Annotated in this window: 18 protein-coding genes, 1 tRNA gene and 1 other RNA gene; 14 read left to right on the forward strand and 6 right to left on the reverse strand. The window is 73.0% G+C overall.

What is annotated here, in order from left to right; all coding sequences use genetic code 11:
- Window positions 1–175: 175 nt before the first annotated feature.
- A tRNA-Ser gene (locus tag ABRQ22_RS01650) sits at window positions 176–261 on the reverse strand.
- Between the two features lie 133 nt (window positions 262–394).
- On the opposite strand from ABRQ22_RS01650, the gene ffs reads away from it, so the two are divergent.
- The 14 genes from ffs (at window position 395) to ABRQ22_RS01720 (ending at window position 14,087) form a co-directional block, all read left to right on the forward strand.
- Window positions 395–491, forward strand: an RNA gene (gene ffs / locus ABRQ22_RS01655) — signal recognition particle sRNA small type.
- Window positions 492–559: 68 nt separating this feature from the next.
- Entirely contained in the window at window positions 560–1,852 is a 1,293-nt protein-coding gene (locus ABRQ22_RS01660) for an ion channel protein (RefSeq protein ID WP_353708350.1), read from the forward strand.
- Between the two features lie 478 nt (window positions 1,853–2,330).
- The gene (locus ABRQ22_RS01665) at window positions 2,331–3,236 is read left to right on the forward strand and encodes a MetQ/NlpA family ABC transporter substrate-binding protein (protein WP_353708351.1); all 906 of its coding nucleotides are present in this window, start codon (window positions 2,331–2,333) and stop codon (window positions 3,234–3,236) included.
- 225 nt (window positions 3,237–3,461) lie between these two features.
- A complete protein-coding gene (locus tag ABRQ22_RS01670; protein WP_353709484.1) occupies window positions 3,462–4,625 on the forward strand; it encodes a methionine ABC transporter ATP-binding protein in 1,164 nt (387 codons plus the stop codon).
- A complete protein-coding gene (locus ABRQ22_RS01675) occupies window positions 4,625–5,287 on the forward strand; it encodes a methionine ABC transporter permease (protein WP_253053991.1) in 663 nt (220 codons plus the stop codon). Before ABRQ22_RS01670 ends, ABRQ22_RS01675 begins: the two co-directional genes overlap by 1 nt.
- Window positions 5,288–5,432: 145 nt before the next feature.
- The gene (locus tag ABRQ22_RS01680; protein WP_353708352.1) at window positions 5,433–8,348 is read left to right on the forward strand and encodes a DNA polymerase III subunit gamma and tau; all 2,916 of its coding nucleotides are present in this window, start codon (window positions 5,433–5,435) and stop codon (window positions 8,346–8,348) included.
- Between the two features lie 2 nt (window positions 8,349–8,350).
- Entirely contained in the window at window positions 8,351–8,743 is a 393-nt protein-coding gene (locus ABRQ22_RS01685; RefSeq protein WP_353708353.1) for a VOC family protein, read from the forward strand.
- Between the two features lie 67 nt (window positions 8,744–8,810).
- Window positions 8,811–9,410, forward strand: a complete 600-nt coding sequence (recR, locus tag ABRQ22_RS01690) for a recombination mediator RecR (protein ID WP_253053985.1) — start codon at window positions 8,811–8,813, stop codon at window positions 9,408–9,410.
- A 15-nt stretch (window positions 9,411–9,425) separates the two neighbouring features.
- Window positions 9,426–9,995, forward strand: a complete 570-nt coding sequence (locus ABRQ22_RS01695) for a DUF5063 domain-containing protein (RefSeq protein ID WP_053371787.1) — start codon at window positions 9,426–9,428, stop codon at window positions 9,993–9,995.
- Window positions 9,996–10,089: 94 nt separating this feature from the next.
- On the forward strand, window positions 10,090–10,905 hold the full coding sequence (locus ABRQ22_RS01700) for a TSUP family transporter (protein ID WP_353708354.1): 816 nt from the start codon (window positions 10,090–10,092) through the stop codon (window positions 10,903–10,905).
- A gap of 101 nt (window positions 10,906–11,006) precedes the next feature.
- Complete coding sequence (locus ABRQ22_RS01705) at window positions 11,007–11,549, forward strand: histidine kinase (protein ID WP_353708355.1); 543 nt, start codon at window positions 11,007–11,009, stop codon at window positions 11,547–11,549.
- Between the two features lie 73 nt (window positions 11,550–11,622).
- The gene (locus ABRQ22_RS01710; protein WP_253053979.1) at window positions 11,623–12,465 is read left to right on the forward strand and encodes a DUF4097 family beta strand repeat-containing protein; all 843 of its coding nucleotides are present in this window, start codon (window positions 11,623–11,625) and stop codon (window positions 12,463–12,465) included.
- A 30-nt stretch (window positions 12,466–12,495) separates the two neighbouring features.
- Window positions 12,496–13,326, forward strand: coding sequence for an ATP-binding cassette domain-containing protein (locus tag ABRQ22_RS01715; RefSeq protein WP_253053977.1), 831 nt, complete (start codon window positions 12,496–12,498; stop codon window positions 13,324–13,326).
- Complete coding sequence (locus ABRQ22_RS01720; protein WP_253053974.1) at window positions 13,323–14,087, forward strand: ABC transporter permease; 765 nt, start codon at window positions 13,323–13,325, stop codon at window positions 14,085–14,087. Before ABRQ22_RS01715 ends, ABRQ22_RS01720 begins: the two co-directional genes overlap by 4 nt.
- Window positions 14,088–14,227: 140 nt before the next feature.
- On the opposite strand, the gene ABRQ22_RS01725 is transcribed toward ABRQ22_RS01720, so the two are convergent.
- The 5 genes from ABRQ22_RS01725 to ABRQ22_RS01745 all read right to left on the reverse strand — a co-directional run bounded on the left by ABRQ22_RS01725 (window position 14,228) and on the right by ABRQ22_RS01745 (window position 19,835).
- Window positions 14,228–15,400, reverse strand: a complete 1,173-nt coding sequence (locus ABRQ22_RS01725) for an ABC transporter permease (protein WP_353708356.1) — start codon at window positions 15,398–15,400, stop codon at window positions 14,228–14,230.
- 3 nt (window positions 15,401–15,403) lie between these two features.
- On the reverse strand, window positions 15,404–16,387 hold the full coding sequence (locus ABRQ22_RS01730; RefSeq protein WP_353708357.1) for an ABC transporter permease: 984 nt from the start codon (window positions 16,385–16,387) through the stop codon (window positions 15,404–15,406).
- A 5-nt stretch (window positions 16,388–16,392) separates the two neighbouring features.
- Entirely contained in the window at window positions 16,393–17,196 is an 804-nt protein-coding gene (locus tag ABRQ22_RS01735) for an ATP-binding cassette domain-containing protein (RefSeq protein ID WP_353708358.1), read from the reverse strand.
- Window positions 17,196–18,086: an ABC transporter ATP-binding protein gene (locus ABRQ22_RS01740; RefSeq protein WP_353708359.1), complete on the reverse strand. Its 891-nt coding sequence runs from the start codon at window positions 18,084–18,086 to the stop codon at window positions 17,196–17,198. Before ABRQ22_RS01740 ends, ABRQ22_RS01735 begins: the two co-directional genes overlap by 1 nt.
- 78 nt (window positions 18,087–18,164) lie before the next feature.
- Entirely contained in the window at window positions 18,165–19,835 is a 1,671-nt protein-coding gene (locus tag ABRQ22_RS01745) for an ABC transporter substrate-binding protein (protein WP_353708360.1), read from the reverse strand.
- Window positions 19,836–19,903: the final 68 nt, after the last annotated feature.

Raw genomic sequence — 19,903 nt, forward strand, 5'->3', positions numbered from 1 at the left:
GCTGGGGGTAGCCGTCGGCGGCACCGCCGGCGCCACGTCCCGGCGCGTCGGACCGTCGGGACGTCGAGAGGCCCGTCGCACTCGTGCGACGGGCCTTTTCGGTCCAGGCGGCCGGACATGGTGCGACGGACGACGACGAAGGGCCCGCCGCGAGTGCGGCGGGCCCTTCGGTCTGCGGAGGATGGGGGATTCGAACCCCCGAGGGCTGTTAACCCAACACGCTTTCCAAGCGTGCGCCATAGGCCACTAGGCGAATCCTCCTGGTGCGACGGCCGACGCGCACACGGCGCACCGACGGCAGCGCAACGAGGATACCGGACCGCGGCGTCCGGGCCGAATCGCCCCCGCGCCCGACCGGGTTTCGGGTGGGGCGCCGACCTGGGCTAGGGTGGGCGCAGACCCCTCGTGCGGCATCATCTCGCCGAACTCCCCCAGGGCCGGAAGGCAGCAAGGGTAGGTGAGCTCTGGTGGGTGTGCGAGGGGTCCTTCGCGTCCCGGGGCCGCGGCGGACCCGAGCGGTCGAGGTGCAGCCTCGGTCCCGGCGTGGTTCTCTGCCCGTGTGACCGGGGAACCGCAGCCTCCGTCGTCGACGGGGCGCCTGGTGCGCCTGGTCGTCCCGGCGCTCCTGGTCGGCGTGCTCTGCGCCCTGACCCTTCTCGCGCTCTCGGCGCTCGCCACGTGGATCCAGGACCTCGTGTGGGACCGGCTGCCCGCGGCGTGGGGCCTCGCGACGACGGAGACCTGGTGGACGGTCGTCGTGCTCACCGTCACGGGCCTGCTGGTCGGCGCGACGATCCGGTGGGCACCGGGGCACGCGGGGGTCGACCCCGCGACGACGGACCTCGTGACCGCTCCGCTCCCGCTGCGTGCCCTGCCCGGCCTCGCCCTCACGCTCGTCCTCGGCCTCGCGGGCGGCGTCAGCCTGGGGCCGGAGAACCCGATCATCGCGATCAACGTCGCCCTCACGGCCTGGCTCCTGTGCCGCCCCCGGCTGGGCGTGCCGGTGCAGGGTGCCGTGGGCCTGGCGATGGCCGCGACGATCGGGGCGATGTTCGCGACGCCGGTCGCGGCCGCGCTCGTCCTGACGGAGACGCTCGCCGAGCGGGGCGACGCACCGGGACCGCTGTTCGACCGGCTCTTCGCCCCGCTCGTGGCCGCCGGGGCCGGGGCCGTGACGATGCTCGCGTTCGACGCGCCGACGTTCGCGATCGACCTCCCCGACCATCCCGGGCTGCACGTCGGCGACGCGCTGAGCGCCGCGGTCGTGGCCCTCGTCGCCGCACTGCTCGCGCTCCTGGCCGTCCTCGCCCTCCCGTGGGTCCACCGCGCGTTCCACGCGCTGCGGCACCCCGTCCTCGCCCTCGGTGCCGCCGGTCTCCTGCTCGGGCTCCTCGGGGTCCTCGGAGGGCCGCTCACGCTCTTCAAGGGGCTGGCGCAGATGAAGGAGCTGTCCGAGGAGGCCGACACGCTCGCCTGGTCGGCGATCCTCGTCCTCGCCCTCGTCAAGCTCGTCGCCCTCGTCGTCGCCGCGGGCGCCGGCTTCCGGGGCGGTCGGATCTTCCCGACGGTGTTCGTCGGCGTGGCGGTCGGGCTCGCGGCATCGTCGCTCGTCCCGGCCGTGCCCGCGGCGGTCGCGGTGTCGGCGGCCGTCCTCGGGGCCGTGCTCGTCGTGAGCCGGGACGGGTGGCTCGCGCTCTTCATGGCGGCCGTGACCGTGGGCGACGTGCGGCTCATCCCGGTGCTGTGCGTCGCGATCCTGCCGGTCTGGCTGGTCGCGCGGGTGATGCCGCCGATGCGCGTGGACCCTCCCGCGGACGGAGCGCCCGAGTTCGCCGCCCTGGCCCGGACGTGAGCGGCGGTGTGGCGCAGATCTCCCCGTTCGGTCGTCGCACGGCCCTCATGACCTGGCCAGGTGCCCGCTTCGTCCCGGTCTGAGGCCGGGGATTCCCGGCATGCGACCATTTCTCCGTCCACATCATGGACAATCTGGCCCGGGGATTGGCGTCCGGGGTGCCACCGTGCTCATGATGTCGGCATGACCCGGAACCACGTCGTCACCACGACCCCGCGCGCAGCGTCCTGCGCCGGCACGTCGTGCTGTCGTGGCGTGCGCACCGGGCGAATGTGCGGCTGCTGACGCCGTCGTGACCCGCAGGGAGACCTGCGCCGCACCCGCCGCGTCGTCCTGACGACGACGCCCCCGCTCGCCGCGTGGCTGATGGCCCGCCGGAAGCACCCCGAACCCCACCGCCTCGCAGGGCCGTCCCTGCACCACCGGCCGCGCCGGTCGCCACCCGTGACCGTCGTCGCCGCCACCGGAAGGAACCCCCATGTCGTTCTCGACCACCCGCAAGCGTCTGACCTGGACCGCGATCGCCGCCACGGCCGCCCTCACCCTCACCGCCTGCGGCGGTGGCGACGACACCGCGGGCGGCGCCGCGAGCGGCGACGCCGCGGACCCGATCCGCGTCGGCGTCGTCGGCGCGTCCGACGACAAGTGGGCGGTGTTCCAGGAGCAGGCCGAGGCCGAGGGCATCGAGATCGAGCTCGTCGACCTCCAGGACTACACGCAGGCGAACCCGGCGCTGTCCCAGGGCGAGCTCGACGTCAACCAGTTCCAGCACCTCCAGTTCCTCGCGGGGTACAACGTGGACGCGGGCGACGACCTCCAGCCGATCGGCGCGACCGCCGTCTACCCGCTCGGCCTGTACTCGTCGAAGCACACGTCGCTCGAGGAGATCCCCGACGGCGGCCAGGTCGCCGTGCCGAACGACCCGACCAACCTCGCCCGTGCGCTCCTCGTGCTCCAGGAGGCCGGCCTGGTCGAGCTCGAGGACGGCGGGAGCTCCATCTCCACCGAGGCCGACGTGCTGCCCAGCTCCAAGGTGACGGTCACGCCCGTCGACGCCGCGCAGACCCCGATCCAGCTCCAGTCGGTCGACGCGTCGATCATCAACAACGACTTCGTCGAGGACGCGGGCCTCAAGCCCGAGGACGCGCTCTTCCAGGACGACCCCGACTCCGACGCCGCCAAGCCCTACATCAACGTGTGGGTCGCGCGGGCCGAGGACAAGGACGACGAGACGCTGCTCAAGCTCGCCGAGATCTCGCACTCGCCGGAGGTCGTCGAGGCGGAGAAGAAGGCGTCGGGCGGCACCGCCGTCATCAAGGAGAACACGCCCACCGAGCTCCAGGAGATCCTCGCGGGCATCGAGGACGACATCCGCAACTCCTGACGTCCCCGCGAGGGCGGGCGCGCGCGTCGCGCCCGCCCTCGCGCGCCGTCGTGCCCGGGGGAGGACGATGGCAGGCGAGCGGCACACCCCGACAGGCGGCCCCGACGACGCACCTGGTGATCCCAGGCGACCCGGGCGGCCCCGGCCCGGAGGCCCGGCCTCCGACGAGAGGAACCCGACGTGACCGACGTCCCCCGCGACGAGGGCGGTGACGAGCAGCCCGCGATCGAGCTGCGCCACGTGAGCAAGACGTTCGGCGAGGGCGACGGCGCCGTGCACGCCGTCGACGACGTCTCGCTGCGCATCCGCCGCGGTGAGATCTTCGGCGTCATCGGCTACTCGGGCGCCGGCAAGTCGACGCTCGTGCGGCTCGTCAACGCGCTCGAGACCGTGACGAGCGGCGAGGTCGTCGTCGACGGCCAGGTGATCACCGGGCTGCCCGAGCGCCGCGTACGCGAGGTGCGCTCGCGCATCGGCATGGTGTTCCAGCAGTTCAACCTGCTGTCGTCGCGGACGGTCGCCGGGAACGTGGCCTACCCGCTCAAGGTGGCCGGCTGGCCGCGCGAGAAGCGGGCCGCGCGCGTCGCGGAGCTGCTCGCGTTCGTCGGCCTCGCCGACAAGGCGAAGGCGTACCCGCGCCAGCTCTCGGGCGGGCAGAAGCAGCGCGTCGGCATCGCGCGCGCGCTCGCCGCGCAGCCGACGATCCTCCTCGCCGACGAGGCGACCTCCGCGCTCGACCCCGAGACGACGCGCGAGGTGCTCGCGCTCCTGCGGCGCGTCAACGCCGAGCTCGGCATCACCATCGTCGTCATCACGCACGAGATGGAGGTCGTGCGCTCGACGTGCCACCGCGTCGCCGTGATGGAGCACGGGCGGGTCGTCGAGACGGGTGACGTGTACGACGTCTTCTCCGCGCCGAGCGCCGACGCCGCGCAGCGGTTCGTCGGCACCGCGCTCCACGACCGGCCGTCGCGCGAGACGCTCGCGCGGCTGCGCGAGCGGCACCCCGGGCGGCTCGTGACGGTCGGCGTGCGGGAGGGCGCGAGCACGGGGACCGACCTGTTCCGCCTCCTGCGCGAGCACGACGTCGACGGGTCCGTCGTCTACGGCGGCATCTCCGAGGTCGGGGAGCGCCCGTTCGGATCGCTCACCGTCGAGCTCGACGCGCCGGAGGACCGGATCGCGCCGTTCCTCGTCGCGCTGGCCGAGCGGGCCGACGTCGTGGACCTGGGGACCGCGGACCGGCCGCTCGACGACCCGCGCGTCGCGCGGCTCGACGCCGACCCGGGCGGCGGGGACGCCCCCGAGGACGCCGGCGGCGACCCGGGCGACCCGTACGGGACCGGCCGCGAGACCCTCTTCCGCCACGGCAACCTCGGAGGCCGCTGATGAACCGCGACTGGTCCCAGCTCTGGCCGATCCTCTGGGAGTCCTTCGGGCAGACGCTCCAGATGGTGTCCGTCGCGCTGCTCACGGGCGGGCTGGCGGGCCTCGCCCTCGGCATCGCGCTCTACGTGACGCGGCGGGGCAACCTGCTCGACAACCGCTGGGTGTTCGGCGTGCTCAACGTGCTCGTCAACATCGTGCGGCCCATCCCGTTCATCATCTTCGTCACGCTGCTCGGGCCGGTGACGCTCCAGGTGGTCGGGACGACGCTCGGCACCGAGGCGTTCATCTTCCCGCTGTCCGTCATGACGGCGTTCGGCACGAGCCGCATCGTCGAGCAGAACCTCGTGGGCATCGACCCGGGCGTCATCGAGGCGGCGCGCGCGATGGGCGCGTCGTCGTGGCGCATCATCACGACCGTGCTCGTCCCCGAGGCGCTCGCGCCGCTCATCCTCGGGTACACGTTCCTCTTCATCGCCGTGCTGGACATGTCCGCGATCGCGGGGATCATCGGCGGCGGCGGGCTCGGCAACTTCGCGATCGTCTACGGCTACCAGCGCTACAACTGGGGCGTCGTGGTCGTGACGGTCCTCGTCATCATCGCGATCGTCCAGGTCGCGCAGCTCCTCGGCAACTGGCTCGCCCGCAAGGCGCTCCACCGCTGACCCGCCCCGCGAGATCGGCCCGTGCGTCCCCAGATCGACCTCCCGAGGGTCGATCTCGGACGTACGGGTCGATCTCGTGGCGCTCGGCGTCGACGACGGCGGAGCGGCCTCGTGCCTGTGGGACGCGGCGTCTAGAGTGACGGGGGTGAGCACCGCCCTGTACCGCCGCTACCGGCCCGAGACCTTCGCCGAGGTGATCGGTCAGGACCACGTGACCGCGCCGCTCATGCAGGCGCTGCGCAGCGGCCGGGTGAACCACGCCTACCTCTTCTCCGGCCCGCGCGGCTGCGGCAAGACGACGAGCGCGCGCATCCTCGCGCGCACGCTCAACTGCGCGCGGAACACCCCGGACGACCCGCTCGACGCGCCCTGCGGCGAGTGCCCGTCGTGCGTCGAGCTCGCGCGCGGCGGCCCGGGCAGCCTCGACGTCGTCGAGATCGACGCGGCGTCGCACAACGGCGTCGACGACGCCCGCGAGCTGCGCGAGCGCGCCGCGTTCGCCCCGGCGCGCGACCGGTACAAGATCTTCATCCTCGACGAGGCGCACATGGTGACGCCGCAGGGCTTCAACGCCCTGCTCAAGCTCGTCGAGGAGCCGCCCGAGCACGTGAAGTTCGTCTTCGCGACGACGGAGCCGGACAAGGTCATCGGCACCATCCGCTCGCGCACGCACCACTACCCCTTCCGCCTCGTCCCGCCGGACGTGCTCGGGCCCTACCTCGAGGAGCTGTGCGCCGCGGAGGGCGTGACGATCGGCGGCGGCGTCGTCCCGCTCGTCACGCGCGCCGGGGGCGGCTCCGTCCGCGACTCGCTGTCCGTCATGGACCAGCTCATCGCGGGCGCCCAGGACGGCGCCGTGGAGTACGAGCGCGCCGTCGCGCTCCTGGGCTTCACGCACGCGACGCTCCTCGACGACGTCGTGGACGCCCTCGCCGCGCGCGACGGCGCGAGCATCTTCCGCGTCGTGGACCACGTCATCGCGACCGGGCACGAGCCCCGGCGCTTCGTCGAGGACGTCCTCGAACGCCTGCGCGACCTCATCGTCATCGCCGTCTCCGGCGACGAGGCGCAGGCCGTGCTGCGCGACCAGCCCGCCGACCAGCTCGCGCGCATGCGCGCCCAGGCGCAGAACCTCGGCGTCGCCGAGCTCTCGCGCGCGGCCGACCTCGTCAACGCGGCGCTCACGGAGATGACGGGCGCCACCTCGCCGCGACTCCACCTGGAGCTCCTCATGGCGAGGCTGCTCCTTCCCGGGGCCGACGACGGCGCAGCCGGGTTCGCGGCGCGCCTCGACCGGCTCGAGCGTGGCGGCCTGGGCGCCGTCGCCGCCGTGCCGGCGGCCGTCTCGCCGGGGGCGGGGACGCCTGCCGGCGCCGGAGCCGCCGTGCCCGACGGCGGCGGCCAGGCCCCCGTCGCGACCGCACCGGCGTCCGGCCTCACCGGTGCCGCCGCCGTGCGCGCGGCCCTCCGCCCCACCCGGACCACCCCGTCCGCCCCCGCTGTGCAGCCGTCGGCCGGTGCCGCCGCGCCGACCGACGCGCGGCCTGCACCCGAGCCGGCCGAGCCCCGCGCCGCCGCGGCCGTCCCGGCAGGGACCGTCGAGGACGAGCGGGGCTCGGCGCCCGGCGCCCCGTCGGCACCGGACACCCCGTCCGTACCGAACGAGGGCGTCGTTCCGTCGGGCACGACCGAGCCCGCGCGCACGGATGCCGCGCCGCCCGCCGTGCCCACGTCGTCGTCGACCGCGGAGACCGGCGGCGGACCGGCGCAGGCGGTGCCGCCGGTCGAGCAGACCGGTACCGCGCGTCGGACCGGCCCGGTCGAGCCGACCGGTCCGGCGGAGCAGGACCACGCGGACGCCGATGCAGCGACGCGCGACGACGCCGTGTCGCCGACGCGCGAGGAGGCGGCGCCGCCCGCGCGTGCCGAGGCGGCCCCCGCAGGGCTGGCAGCAGGCCGTCCGGCGCAGCCGACGGCGAGCGCCCCGTCCGGTGCCGCGAGCCCGGCGTTCACGACCGAGGAGCTCCGGCGGCGCTGGCCCGAGGTGCTGGAGAACCTGCGGGCGAACCCCGTCACGTGGTCGCTGGTCGGCCCGAACGCGCAGGTCGCGGAGCTCGCGCAGGGCGTCCTCTTCCTCGCCTTCCCGTCGCCGGGCCTCGCACGCACCTTCTCCTCCTCGCGGCACATCCACGCGGTGCAGGACGTCGTCTACCAGACCCTCGGGCTCCAGGTGCGCGTCGAGGCGCGGCTCGACGAGGGCGGGGCGGCCGGTGCCGGGCGCCCCTCGGCACAGGGCCCTGCGGCCCCCGCCCCCGCGGGCCCCGGCCAGGGCCCGGCAGCGCCCGGCCTCGGCGGGACCGGTCCGGAGCCCGGCTCCGGAGGGGGCGGTGCGTCCGTGCCCCTCGCGACGGTCGGCGCGCCGGGCGGGACCGTGGCGTCCGGCACGGCCACCTCCCCGACCGCGCTCGCGACGGGCGCGTCCGCACCGCGCGGCGCCGTCGCGTTGCAGGAGCGACCGGTCGAGACGGGCGTCGCCGGCGGCGACGCGGACCACCGTCCGGTGGTCGACGCCGCGGACGAGGCCTGGCTCGCCGGAGCCTCGTCGCCGTCGCCGTCGCCGTCGCCCGAACCTCGGATCGACACGGCGGACGAGGCGTGGCTCGCGGGGGCGCCCGCCGAGCCTCCGGCCGACCTCGACGACGGGCCCGAGCCGGAGCCTGTTCTCGACAATGCCCCGGAGACGCGCGTGGTGCCCGCTGCGCAGGCTCCGGCCGCCCCGGCACCGGTCTCGCCCGTGAGCCCTGCGCCGGCCTCCCCGGCGCAGCCGCTGCGCGGGGTCTCTGCCGCGCGCGCGGCGATCGCGGCGGCCACGACGGCCCGCGTCTCCCGACCTGCCGAGGCGTCGGCTCGGCGGGACGCGCCGTCGACGGTCGATCCGATGGACGACCTGCCCTCCGCGGACGACCCCGACATCGTCTCGACCGGTCTGGTCGGGACGGCGCTCGTCGTGAGCCTGCTCGACGGCAAGATCATCGAGGAGATCCAGGACCAGGGCGTCTGACCGTGAGCCGGGGCGGCCTCCACCACGTCGAGCTCTGGGTGCCGGACCTCGCCCGGGCGGAGCGCTCCTGGGGCTGGCTGCTCCCCGAGCTCGGGTACGCGCTGCACCAGCGATGGGAGCACGGCCGGTCCTGGCGACTCGGCGGGACGTACGTCGTCGTCGAGCAGAGCCCGGTGCTCGCGTCCGGGGAGCACGACCGGCTGCGGCCGGGCCTGAACCACCTCGCCTTCCGCGGCGGCTCGCGCGCTGACGTGGACGAGCTGGTCCTGCGGGCCGGCGACCACGGGTGGTCGTTGCTGTTCGGCGACCGCCACCCGTTCGCCGGCGGAGACGACCACTACGCCGCCTATCTCGAGGACGTCGACGGGTTCGAGGTCGAGATCGTCGCGTCCTGACCGACCCGGCCGTCCTGCCTCGACCGGGCAGGCCGGTCGTGTGGGCCGCGCCCCGTAGGCTGGGGGCGTGTACGAAGGCGCTGTCCAGGACCTGATCGACGAGCTCGGCCGGCTTCCCGGCGTCGGGCCCAAGAGCGCGCAGCGCATCGCGTTCCACCTGCTCGCGGCCGACGCGGTCGACGTGCGCCGGCTCGCCGACGCGCTCACCGAGGTGAAGGCGCGCGTGCGCTTCTGCGAGACGTGCGGGAACGTCGCGGAGTCCGAGCAGTGCCGCATCTGCGCGGACCCGCGCCGGTCGCCCGAGGTGATCTGCGTCGTCGAGGAGCCCAAGGACGTGGTCGCGATCGAGCGCACGCGCGAGTTCCGCGGTCGGTACCACGTGCTCGGCGGCGCCATCAACCCGATCGAGAACGTCGGTCCGGGCGACCTGCGGATCGCCGAGCTCATGGCGCGCCTCGCCGACGGCCAGGTGACCGAGGTGATCCTCGCGACCGACCCGAACGTCGAGGGCGAGGCCACGGCCACGTACCTCGCGCGCATGCTCGGCCCCATGGGCCTGCGCGTGACCCGCCTCGCGTCCGGGCTGCCGGTCGGGGGAGACTTGGAGTACGCGGACGAGGTGACGCTCGGCCGGGCGTTCGAGGGCCGACGTCTCGTCGGCGGCTGACGAGAGGTGACGAGCATGGGGGAGATCGAGAACGACCCCGACCTGCGGGAGATCGCCGAGGGCATGGCCGCGCAGGCGCGCGCGTTCCTGACGACCGCGACGCAGGTCGCGTCGGGGGCCGCACCCGGGGCCGTGCTGCCCCTGCTGCTGCTCGCGCTGTCGGACGCGCTCGCCGCGGGCGCACGGCTCGGGGCGATGGGCGACGTCGTCCCGGTCGAGCGCTTCGAGCCCGACGCCGGCCGCGACACCGACGTGGACCCGCTGCGGACGGCCCTCTCCCAGCTCTTCGACGGGTTCGACGACTATGCCGAGATCACGGACCCGCTCGTGGGCGCCGAGGTCGGGGCCGCGTCCCTCTCGGGCGACCTCGCGTGCGTCGCCGAGTGCCTCGCGAAGGGCCTCCAGCACTACGACGGCGGCCGCGAGCTCGAGGGCCTGTGGTGGTGGCAGTTCTCCTACGTCTCGCTCTGGGGGGAGCGCGCCGCGAGCGCGCTGCGCGTGCTGCAGCTCGCGCTCGCGCACCTGCGCCTCGACGTCGAGGACGACGTCGCGGCCGAGGCGGAGTACGACGCCCTCCAGTCCTGACGCACGTCGCGGTTCGATGCCCGTCCGACGGACCGGATGCGCACGACCGGGACGCAGGACCACCGCGACCGAGGCGCTGTGGTACCACTAGGGAGTGCTGCCCGCCTTCTCCCTCCCGGTCTCCGGCGGGCTCGAGATCGACGGCGTGACCGTCCTCCTGCTCGTCCTCGCCGCCCTGACGGCGGGGTGGATCGACGCCGTCGTCGGCGGCGGGGGTCTGGTCCAGCTCCCCGCGCTGCTCCTCGTGCCCGGCATCAGCCCGGTCCAGGCGCTCGCGACGAACAAGCTCGCGAGCATCATGGGCACCTCGGTGAGCGCGGCGACGTACTACCGGCGGGTGGGCCCCGACCTGCGGACGGCCGGTCCGATGGCGCTCGCGGCGCTGGTCGGCGCGATCGGCGGCGCCGCCCTCGCGTCGCGCATCCCGGCGGAGCTGTTCGAGCCGATCATCCTCGTGGTGCTCGTCGGGGTCGCGGCCTACACGATCGCGAAGCCGAAGCTGGGGCACACGACGAACCTGCGCTGGGAGGGCAACGGCCACCGCTGGGCCGCAGCCGGGATCGGCCTCGTCATCGGCACGTACGACGGACTGCTCGGCCCGGGCACGGGGACGTTCTTCGTCATCGCGCTCGTGAGCATCCTCGGGTACGCGTTCCTGCCGGCGTCGGCGCTCGCGAAGATCGCGAACTTCGCGACGAACGCGGGCGCGCTGATCTTCTTCGTCCCCTACGGCGCGGTGCTGTGGGGCCTGGGCCTGCTCATGGGTGCGGCGAACCTGCTCGGCGCGTACGTCGGGGCGCGCATGGCCGTGGCCAAGGGCAGCGCGTTCGTCCGCGTCGTGTTCGTCGTCGTGGTGGGGGCGCTCATCCTCAAGCTCGGGTACGACGTCGTCACCGACCTGGGCTCCTGACGCCACGCTGACCAGCGCGGACACGCGCCTGGTGTCACGTGGTGTCGTGATGTTGCCACAAGGGGTTGCAGTGACACCACGAGTGGTGCCATGATGGCGTCATGGACCTCACCCCGTATGTCGACGACCTCCAGAACCGCCTCGCCGCCGCCGCGGACGCCGCGGGGGACGACGGCCGCCGGCTCGCCGAGCGGCTGACCGCTCCTCTCGACGCGGCCGTGCGGCTCGTCCTGCTCGACGCGCTCTCGGCCGCGGCGGGAGAGATCTCCGCGGAGCTCGCGCCCGGGTCGGTCGACGTGCGGCTGCGGGGCGGCGCCCCGGAGTTCGTGGTCGCCGCCCCGGCCGCCGCGGCCCCGCCCAGCGCTCCCGGTGAGCCGGCGTACGGCGTCGCTCCGGCGTCCGCGCCGACCCCCGCCGTGGCGCCGGTCGACGCCGAGTCCGGCGCCACGACCCGCACGACCCTGCGTCTGCCCGACCACCTCAAGACGCAGGCCGAGACCGCCGCCGCCCGCGACGGCGTCTCCGTCAACACGTGGCTCGTGCGCGCGGTCGCCGCGGCGCTCGAGCAGTCCACCGGGCGCCCGGCCGCGCAGGCCCGCCCGCAGCCGCGCGGCTCCGCCCGCGTCACCGGCTGGGTGCGCTGACCGCTCCGGTCCGCGCGCCCGCCCCTCCCACCATCCGCTGACACCACACCGACACCACCGTTGGAGCTCCGTCATGCCCACTTTCCCCGCCTCCCAGCCCGTCCCGGTCGTCGTGGACGTGCCCTTCGCCAACCTGCACGTCGTCGCCGGCGACCGTGACGACGTCGTCGTGACGGTCCTGCCGACGGACCCCTCGAAGTCCGGCAGCGTCCGCGCGGCCCAGGACGTCCGGGTCGACCGCGACGGTGACGCCGTCACGATCCTGTACCCCGGCTCGTGGAAGCAGTTCGTCCTGCCGTTCGCGGCCGGGACCGCCGACATCACCGTCGAGCTCCCGGCCGGTTCCGACCTCCGCGGCAAGGCGGGCACCCTCTACACCGAGGGCTCGCTCGGGGACGTCGACATGACGCTCTCCGTCGCCGACGTCCGGCTCGAGGACGTCGACCGGCTGGCCCTCAAGGCCTCGGCGGGGTCCGTCGTCGTCGGCCGCGTCGCCGGCGCCGCGGACGTCAAGGTCAGCGCCGGCTCGGTGCGCATCAGCGAGATCGCCGGCGACGGGACCATCAAGGCCAGCAACGGCACGACGACGGTCGGCGCCGTGACCGGCACGCTCGCCGTGCAGGGCGCGCACGGCGAGATCGCCGTGGCCCGGGTGCTCGGCACGCTCACCGCCAAGTCCGCCCACGGCGGCATCCGGGTCGACCGCCTGGAGTCCGGCAGCGTCACGCTCAGCACGTCGTTCGGCTCGATCGACGTGGGCGTGCCGGAGGGCACGGCCGCGTTCCTCGACGCGAGCTCCGAGCACGGCAGCGTCCGCAACCACCTCACCCCGACCGAGGGGCCCGTCGAGAACGAGGCCACCGCGGAGATCCACGCGAGCACCGGCTTCGGCGACGTCGTCGTCCGCCGGCCCTGAACCCCACCTGAGAGAGACGGAGACCTGGACATGTCAGTCGACCAGACGCTCGAGCCCGCGGTGCGGGTCCGAGGCATCGAGAAGTCGTTCGGCGACCTGCACGTGCTGCGTGGGGTCGACCTGGACGTGGCACGCGGGAGCATCTTCGCGCTCCTGGGGTCCAACGGGGCGGGCAAGACCACGCTCGTCCGCATCCTGTCGACGCTCCTCACGCCCGACGCGGGCGCTGCGAGCGTCCACGGGTACGACGTCGTCGAGCAGCCCGGGCAGGTCCGGGAGTCGATCTCGCTGACCGGGCAGTTCGCCGCGGTCGACGAGGTCCTCACCGGGCGCGAGAACCTCGTGCTCGTCGCGCGCCTGCGCCACCTGAAGCACCCCGGTCAGGTGGCGGACGACCTCCTCGCCCGCTTCTCGCTCACGGACGCGGGCTCGCGCCGGGCAGGGACCTACTCGGGCGGGATGCGCCGTCGCCTCGACATCGCGATGAGCCTGATCGGCGACCCGCCTGTCATCTTCCTCGACGAGCCGACGACCGGTCTGGACCCCCAGGCGCGCATCGAGGTCTGGGCCACGGTGCGCGAGCTCGCCCAGGGCGGCACGACCGTGCTGCTCACCACGCAGTACCTCGACGAGGCCGAGCAGCTCGCGGACCGGATCGCGATCCTGCACCGCGGCACCATCATCCAGAACGGCACCCTGGCCGAGCTCAAGGCGCTCCTGCCGCCCGCGCAGGTCGAGTACGTCGAGAAGCAGCCGTCCCTGGAGGACGTGTTCCTCACCCTCGTCGGCGCGACCGGCGAGGACCCCACGACCCCGACGACCACCGAGGGCGCCCAGCCCGCCGGAGAGGAGCTCCGATGACCACGCACGTCCTGGCCGACACCCGTGTCCTGACCGGCCGCTCGCTGCGCCACATCCTGCGCAGCCCGGACACGATCATCACGACCGCCGTCACCCCGATCGCGCTCATGCTGCTGTTCGTCTACGTCCTCGGCGGCGCGATCGACACCGGCGCCGCCGGGTCGTACATCGACTACATGCTGCCCGGCATCCTGCTCATCACCGTCGCCTCGGGCGTCGCGTACACGTCGTACCGGCTGTTCCTCGACCTGCAGGGCGGCATCTTCGAGCGCTTCCAGTCGATGCCCGTCGCGCGGTCCAGCGTCCTGTGGGCGCACGTGCTCACGTCGCTCGTGGCGAACCTCGTCTCGGTGACGATCGTCGTCGGCGTCGCGCTCCTCATGGGGTTCCGCACCGACGCGTCGGTGGGCGCGTGGCTCGCCGTGCTGGGCATCCTCGTGCTGTTCACGCTCGCCCTGACGTGGCTCGCGGTGGTCGCCGGGCTCTCGGCCAAGACGGTCGACGGCGCCTCGGCGTTCAGCTACCCGCTGATCTTCCTGCCGTTCATCAGCTCCGCGTTCGTCCCCACGGACACGATGCCGGGCCCGGTCGCGTGGTTCGCGGAGAACCAGCCGGTCACCGCGATCGTCGACACGCTGCGCGCGCTGTTCGGCGGGCAGCCGGTCGGCTCCGACATCTGGGTCGCGCTCGCGTGGCTCGTCGGGATCCTCGTCGTCGCCTACGCGTGGGCCGTCGCGATCTACCGGCGCAAGATGCGCTGACCCGAGGGACGCGAACGGTCCCGGCACGGGTGGAGGCGTGCCGTCCGCACCAGGGGCGTGGCGCGGACGGCGTCCCGTGCCGGGACCGTCTGCCGGTGAGGGGCCGTGGTACGGCCCCTCACCTGTCTGTGCGACGCCCGCTACGCGAAGCGCTCCGGCCGGCCGGCCGGGATCACGTCCGGGCCGCCCGTCGCCTGGTCGGCCTCCGCCACGGCGCCGATGTCGTCCCCGTGCACCGGAGCGCCCGGCAGGTCGACGTGCGGCGCGTCGGGCGGGGGCGGGGTGACGCTCCCCGCCAGCAGGTCGGGGCGGTCGGCGACGGTCGTGATCCCGCTCGAGACCTTGTAGCCCTTCTTGCGCATCGCTCGCGCCCGCTCGCCGGCGGACCGCAGGCGCGGGTTCACGTACTCGTCGATGCCGAAGTTGATGAGCGACAGGGCCATGCCGAGCAGCGCGATGCACAGGCCGGCGGGGACGTACCACCACCAGTAGTCGGGGAAGGCGCCGTTCTGCTGGGCCCAGAAGAGGATCGTGCCCCAGTTGAGGTTCGTGATGGGGATGACCCCGATGAAGGCGAGGGTCGTCAGGCCGAGGACCGCCGCGGTCACCGTGCCGACGAAGCTCGACGCGATGATCGCGGTGAGGTTCGGCAGCATCTCGACGGCGATGATGCGGTGGATCGGCTCGCCGTTCGCCCGCGCCGCCTGGATGAAGTCCCGGTTGCGGAGCGACAGGGTCTGCGCCCGCAGGACGCGCGCGCCCCAGGCCCAGCCCGTGATCGCGAGCACCGTGGAGACGAGGAGGAGGCTCGGGTTCTCCTGCTGCGACGCCACGATGATCATGAGCGGCAGGCCCGGGAGCACGAGGAACACGTTCGTGAGCGCCGAGAGGGACTCGCTGCGCCAGCCCGCGATGTACCCGGCGGTCACCCCGACGATCACCGCGACGAGCGTCGCGATGATGCCGGAGACGAACCCGACGACCAGCACGCCCCGCGTGCCGTAGATGATCTGGCTGAGGACGTCCTCGCCCATGTGCGTCGTGCCGAGCAGGTGCTGCGCGGACGGCGGCTGCTTGAGCGCGGTGAAGTCCTTCTCGAGCGGGCCGTACGGCGCGAGGAGGTCGCCGAAGATCGCCACGAGCGTGAACACGCCGAGGATGATGAGGCCGGTGAGCGACTTGCCGTTGCGGAACATCGCGAACGACGCGCCGGCACGGCTCGCGAGGCCGCGTCCGGGGGAGCCGCCCGAGGCGGCCGGCGGGGTCGCGGGCGCGGTGGCCTCGCTCGCCGCGGTCGTGGTGGTGGACGTCATGGCTCAGGCCTCCGTCTGACGCGTGCGCGGGTCGAGGGCGGCGTAGGCGACGTCCGCCAGGATGTTCGCGACGAGGACCGAGAGCGTGATGACGAGGAAGAGGCCCTGCATCAGCGGGTAGTCCTTCGCGTTGGTGGCGTCGAGCAGCAGCTTGCCCACCCCGGGGTAGGAGAAGACGAGCTCCATGACGAGCGTGCCGCCCACGATGAAGCCGAGGGACAGGGCGAAGCTCGAGAGCTGCGGCAGCACCGCGTTGCGCGACGCGTAGCGCGTGAGCACCTTGCGCGGCGGGAGGCCCTTGGCCTGCGCGACCGTCACGTAGTCCTCGTCGAGGACGGTGATCATCATGTTCCGCATCCCGAGCACCCAGCCGCCGAGCGACGCGACGACGATGGTCAGCGCGGGCAGCGTGCCGTGCTGGATCACGTCCCAGGCGAACTCCCACGACCACTCGGGCGACGCGCCCTTGCTGTAGGCGTGCGAGGCGGGGAACCAGCCGAGCATGCTCGAGAAGACCGCGATGGCGATGAGGCCCATCCAGAAGTACGGGACCGTCGAGAAGAACGTCGAGATCGGCACGATCGCGTCGGCCTTGCTCCCGCGGCGCCAGCCGATGACCGCGCCGAGACCGCTGCCGAGGAAGAAGCTGAGGATCGTGGCGATGCCCACGAGCCCGAGCGTCCACGGCAGGGCGGCGGCGATCACGTCGCCGACCGGGGCGAGGCCCTTGGAGAACGACCGGCCGAGGTCGCCACGGAGCATGAGGCCCCAGTAGTCGACGTACTGCTGGAAGAGCGACCGGCCGTCGTCGAGCCCGAAGAGGGTGCGCAGCGACTCGGCCGCCTCCGGGCTGATCTTCCCCTGGTTCTTCGCGAGGTACGCGGAGACCGGGTCGCCCTTCATCATGCGGGGCAGGAAGAAGTTGATCGTGATCGCCGCCCAGGCGGTGAACAGGTAGAAGGCGGTGCGGCGGGCGAAGAATCGCAACGGGATCAGCTCCTCGACGATGCGGGGCCGGTGCCGGAGAAGTGGACCTCCGGGTTGGGCGAGGCATCGCGTAGCGCGCGGGTGTAGGGGTGCTGGGGCTCGAGGATCACGTCGTCGGCGGGGCCGTGCTCCACGACCTTGCCGTGGTGCAGGACCATGATCTCGTCGCTGAAGTGGCGCGCGGTCGCCAGGTCGTGCGTGATGTAGAGGACCCCGAGGTTCGCCTCGCGCTGGAGCTCGGCGAGGAGGTTGAGGACGCCGAGGCGGATCGACACGTCGAGCATCGAGACCGGCTCGTCGGCGATGAGCAGCGACGGGCGCGACGCGAGGGCGCGCGCGATCGCGACGCGCTGGCGCTGCCCGCCGGACAGCTCGTGCGGGCGACGGTCCACGACCCCGCCGTCCAGGTGGACGCGGTCGAGGAGCCGGTGCACCTCCGCGTCGACCTCGTCCTTCGGGACCACGTGGTCGAGGCGCAGCGGCCGCTCGAGGTGGTGGCGGATCGTGTGATACGGGTTGAGCGACGCGAACGGGTCCTGGAAGACCATGCGGATCTGCTGCCGGTAGCGGCGCAGGGCCCGTCCCCGGCGGGGGATGGGGGCGCCGTCGAGCAGGATCTCGCCGGACGTGGCGCGCTCGAGCTGCGTGAGGATCTTCGCGATCGTCGACTTGCCGCTGCCGCTCTGCCCGACGAGCGCGACGGTGCGCCCCGAGGTGAGCGTGAAGCTGACGTCGTCGAGCGCCAGCAGGTCGCCCGAACCCCGGACCTTGTACTTCTTGGTGACGTGCGAGAACTCGAGGGTGGTCATCAGGCCTGGCCTCCTGCGAAGGTCGTGGCCGTGCTCGCGGCCGTGGTCGCGGGCTCCGACCGGCCGCGCACGAACCCGCCCCGCTCGCCGGTGAGGCTCGGGAACGAGCCGAGGAGCGTGCGCGTGTACTCGTGCTGGGCGTGGTGGTAGATGTTCGCCGCGGTGTCGAGCTCGACGATCCGTCCCTGGCGCATGACCGCGATCCGGTCGGAGATCTCGAGCAGCAGCGGGAGGTCGTGCGTGATGAAGATGACCGAGAAGCCGAACTGCTTCCGCAGGTCCGAGATCTGCTGGAGGATCTCGCGCTGCACGAGGACGTCGAGGGCCGTCGTCGGCTCGTCCATGATCATGAGCTGGGGCTTGAGCGCCAGGGCAATGGCGATCATGACGCGCTGGCGCATGCCGCCGGAGAGCTCGTGCGGGTAGGAGCGCAGTCGGTCGCGTCCGACGCCGACGAGGTCGAGGAGCTGGGCGCTCTCCTCGGTCCGCTCGGCCTTGCTCATGCGGGGGCGGTGCGTCTCGAACACGTCGCCGAGCTGCTTGCCGATGGTCGCGACGGGGTTGAGCGCGTTCATCGCCCCCTGGAACACCATCGACGCCTTGTCCCAGCGGAACCGGCGCATCGCGTCGTCGTCGAGCGCGTTGAGGTCGACGTCCTCGCCCGACTCGTCGTGGAAGATCGCCGATCCCGAGGGGATCACGGCCGGCGGCTTGAGCAGCCGCTGGATGCCGTACGCGAGCGACGTCTTGCCGCAGCCGGACTCGCCGGCGAGGCCGAGGATCTCCCCGCGGTGCAGCGTGAGGGAGACGTCGCTGACGGCCTCGACCGGCGGGTCGACGTCGTAGACCACGCTGAAGCTCGAGACGGTCAGCAGGGGTTCGGTGTTCACTCGTCCTACCTGTTTCTGTGCGGGGGGCTGGGCCGCACCGAGGCCCGCGCGGCGTGCGCCGCGCGGGCCTCGGTGACCTCACTCGGCCGGCTTGAGCTGGGTGAGGATGAGCACCGCGGTCGGCTGCGTCGGGTCCGCGTTGATGTACGGGTCGTCGTCGCTCGGCCAGCCGACGTAGTTGCGCGTGTTGAACTCCGTGATGAACGGGCGCGTGCCGATCGGCATGACCGGGACCTGGTCCACGAAGATCTTCTGCGCCTCCGCGATGGCCGTCGCGCGGTCCTCGTCCGTCGTCGCCGCGAGGTACGCGTCGAGGGCGGCCGTGGCCTCCGGGCTGTCGAAGCGGCCGAAGTTGTAGTCCGCGGCCTCACCCACCGGCTTGAGCCAGCGGGCGTCCATCGTGTCGCTGTAGATGTCGTACGGCGTCGCGCCGGTCTCGGTCCAGTGCAGGATCGCGTCGAAGTCGCCGGTGCCCTTGGCGGCCCACCACGAGTCCGAGTCGGGCGTGTCGACCGTGGCCTCGACGCCGATCGCCTTGACCGACTCCGCGATGAGGCTGATGCCGGTGACGTAGTCGTTCCAGCCCTGCGGGACGCTGAGCTGGAAGGTGACGGGCTCGCCGTCGGGGTCGATCAGGGTGTCGCCCTCGAACGTGTACCCGGCGTCGGTGAGGACCTTCTTGGCGCCCTCGACGTCGACCTCGTACTCCTCGCCCGCGAACTCGTCCGAGATGAACGGGTCGCCGGCCGGGGTCGGCAGTCCCGTGACGGAGGTGAGCAGCGGGACGCCGCCCTCGCGGGCGATCTGCTGGTGCTGCTCGCGGTCGATGACCATGTTCACGGCCTGGCGGAACGCGACGTCGTCGAACGGCTTCTTGGTCGTGTTGACGAACATCGCGTCGATGCCGAGGCCGGCGGGGGCCCAGTACACGTTGTGCTCCGGGTCCTTGTCCACGAACGCCGACTGCACGTTCGGGAGGAACGCCTGCGCCCAGTCCGCGTCGCCGTTGGCGAGCGCCGTCGTCAGGGCGCTGTTGTCGTTGTAGGAGACGTAGTACAGCGTCGGGACCGCGAGCTCGCCGCCCCAGTAGTCGTCGCGCGCGTCGAGCTGGACGCTCTCCGTGCTGAAGCTCGTCAGCGTGTAGGGGCCGGTGCCGACGGGGTCGGGGTTCGTCTCCGTCGTCGGGTCGGCGACGCCCTCCCACACGTGCTTCGGGACGACGAACCGGTGCAGCACCTTGTCCTGCTTGGCGAACATCGGCGTGCCGAACGTGACGGTGACCTTGTCGCCGTCCACGGCGACGTCCGTGATGTCGAGCGCCGCGGTGTTGAGCTCGGGCGTGTCGACGAGGATCTGGTACGAGTACGCGATGTCGTCGGCCGTGAGGTCCTTGCCGTCGCTCCACTTCACGCCCTCGCGGGTCGTGAGCGTCACCGACGTGTAGTCCTCCGACCACGTGATCTCGGACGCGAGCCAGGGGCGGATCTCGTCCGACGGGTCGACGACGTTGACGATGCCGACGGGCTCGTAGATCGCGTTGACGTAGCCGAGCTTGAGCGCGGACGAGTCGCCGATCCACGGGTTGTTCGACTCGGTCGCGATCGCTCCGTCCGGCTTGGCGATGGTGAGGGCGGCGCCCTCGCCGGAGCTGGTCGTGCTGTCGTCGTCGTTGCCGCCGGACGACGAGCAGCCGGTCAGCACGAGTGCTGTCGCGATGCCGAGGGCGATCGCGGAGGCCTTCAACCTCATGAATCTCTCTCCTTCGAGGGAACTTCGTCCCCGGCGCGGTGCCGGGGCGGTCGAGCATGCGTGAGTAC

This window comes from Cellulosimicrobium sp. ES-005, assembly GCF_040448685.1.
Classification (GTDB): Bacteria; Actinomycetota; Actinomycetes; order Actinomycetales; family Cellulomonadaceae; genus Cellulosimicrobium; species Cellulosimicrobium cellulans_G.

Coding starts and splice junctions, on each gene's coding strand:
- ABRQ22_RS01720 (WP_253053974.1), top strand. CDS start 13,323: ATGACCACGCACGTCCTGGCCGACACCCGTGTCCTGACCGGCCGCTCG.
- ABRQ22_RS01705 (WP_353708355.1), top strand. CDS start 11,007: ATGGACCTCACCCCGTATGTCGACGACCTCCAGAACCGCCTCGCCGCC.
- ABRQ22_RS01665 (WP_353708351.1), top strand. CDS start 2,331: ATGTCGTTCTCGACCACCCGCAAGCGTCTGACCTGGACCGCGATCGCC.
- ABRQ22_RS01675 (WP_253053991.1), top strand. CDS start 4,625: ATGAACCGCGACTGGTCCCAGCTCTGGCCGATCCTCTGGGAGTCCTTC.
- ABRQ22_RS01695 (WP_053371787.1), top strand. CDS start 9,426: ATGGGGGAGATCGAGAACGACCCCGACCTGCGGGAGATCGCCGAGGGC.
- ABRQ22_RS01725 (WP_353708356.1), bottom strand. CDS start 15,400: ATGACGTCCACCACCACGACCGCGGCGAGCGAGGCCACCGCGCCCGCG.
- ABRQ22_RS01710 (WP_253053979.1), top strand. CDS start 11,623: ATGCCCACTTTCCCCGCCTCCCAGCCCGTCCCGGTCGTCGTGGACGTG.
- ABRQ22_RS01745 (WP_353708360.1), bottom strand. CDS start 19,835: ATGAGGTTGAAGGCCTCCGCGATCGCCCTCGGCATCGCGACAGCACTC.
- ABRQ22_RS01715 (WP_253053977.1), top strand. CDS start 12,496: ATGTCAGTCGACCAGACGCTCGAGCCCGCGGTGCGGGTCCGAGGCATC.
- ABRQ22_RS01735 (WP_353708358.1), bottom strand. CDS start 17,196: ATGACCACCCTCGAGTTCTCGCACGTCACCAAGAAGTACAAGGTCCGG.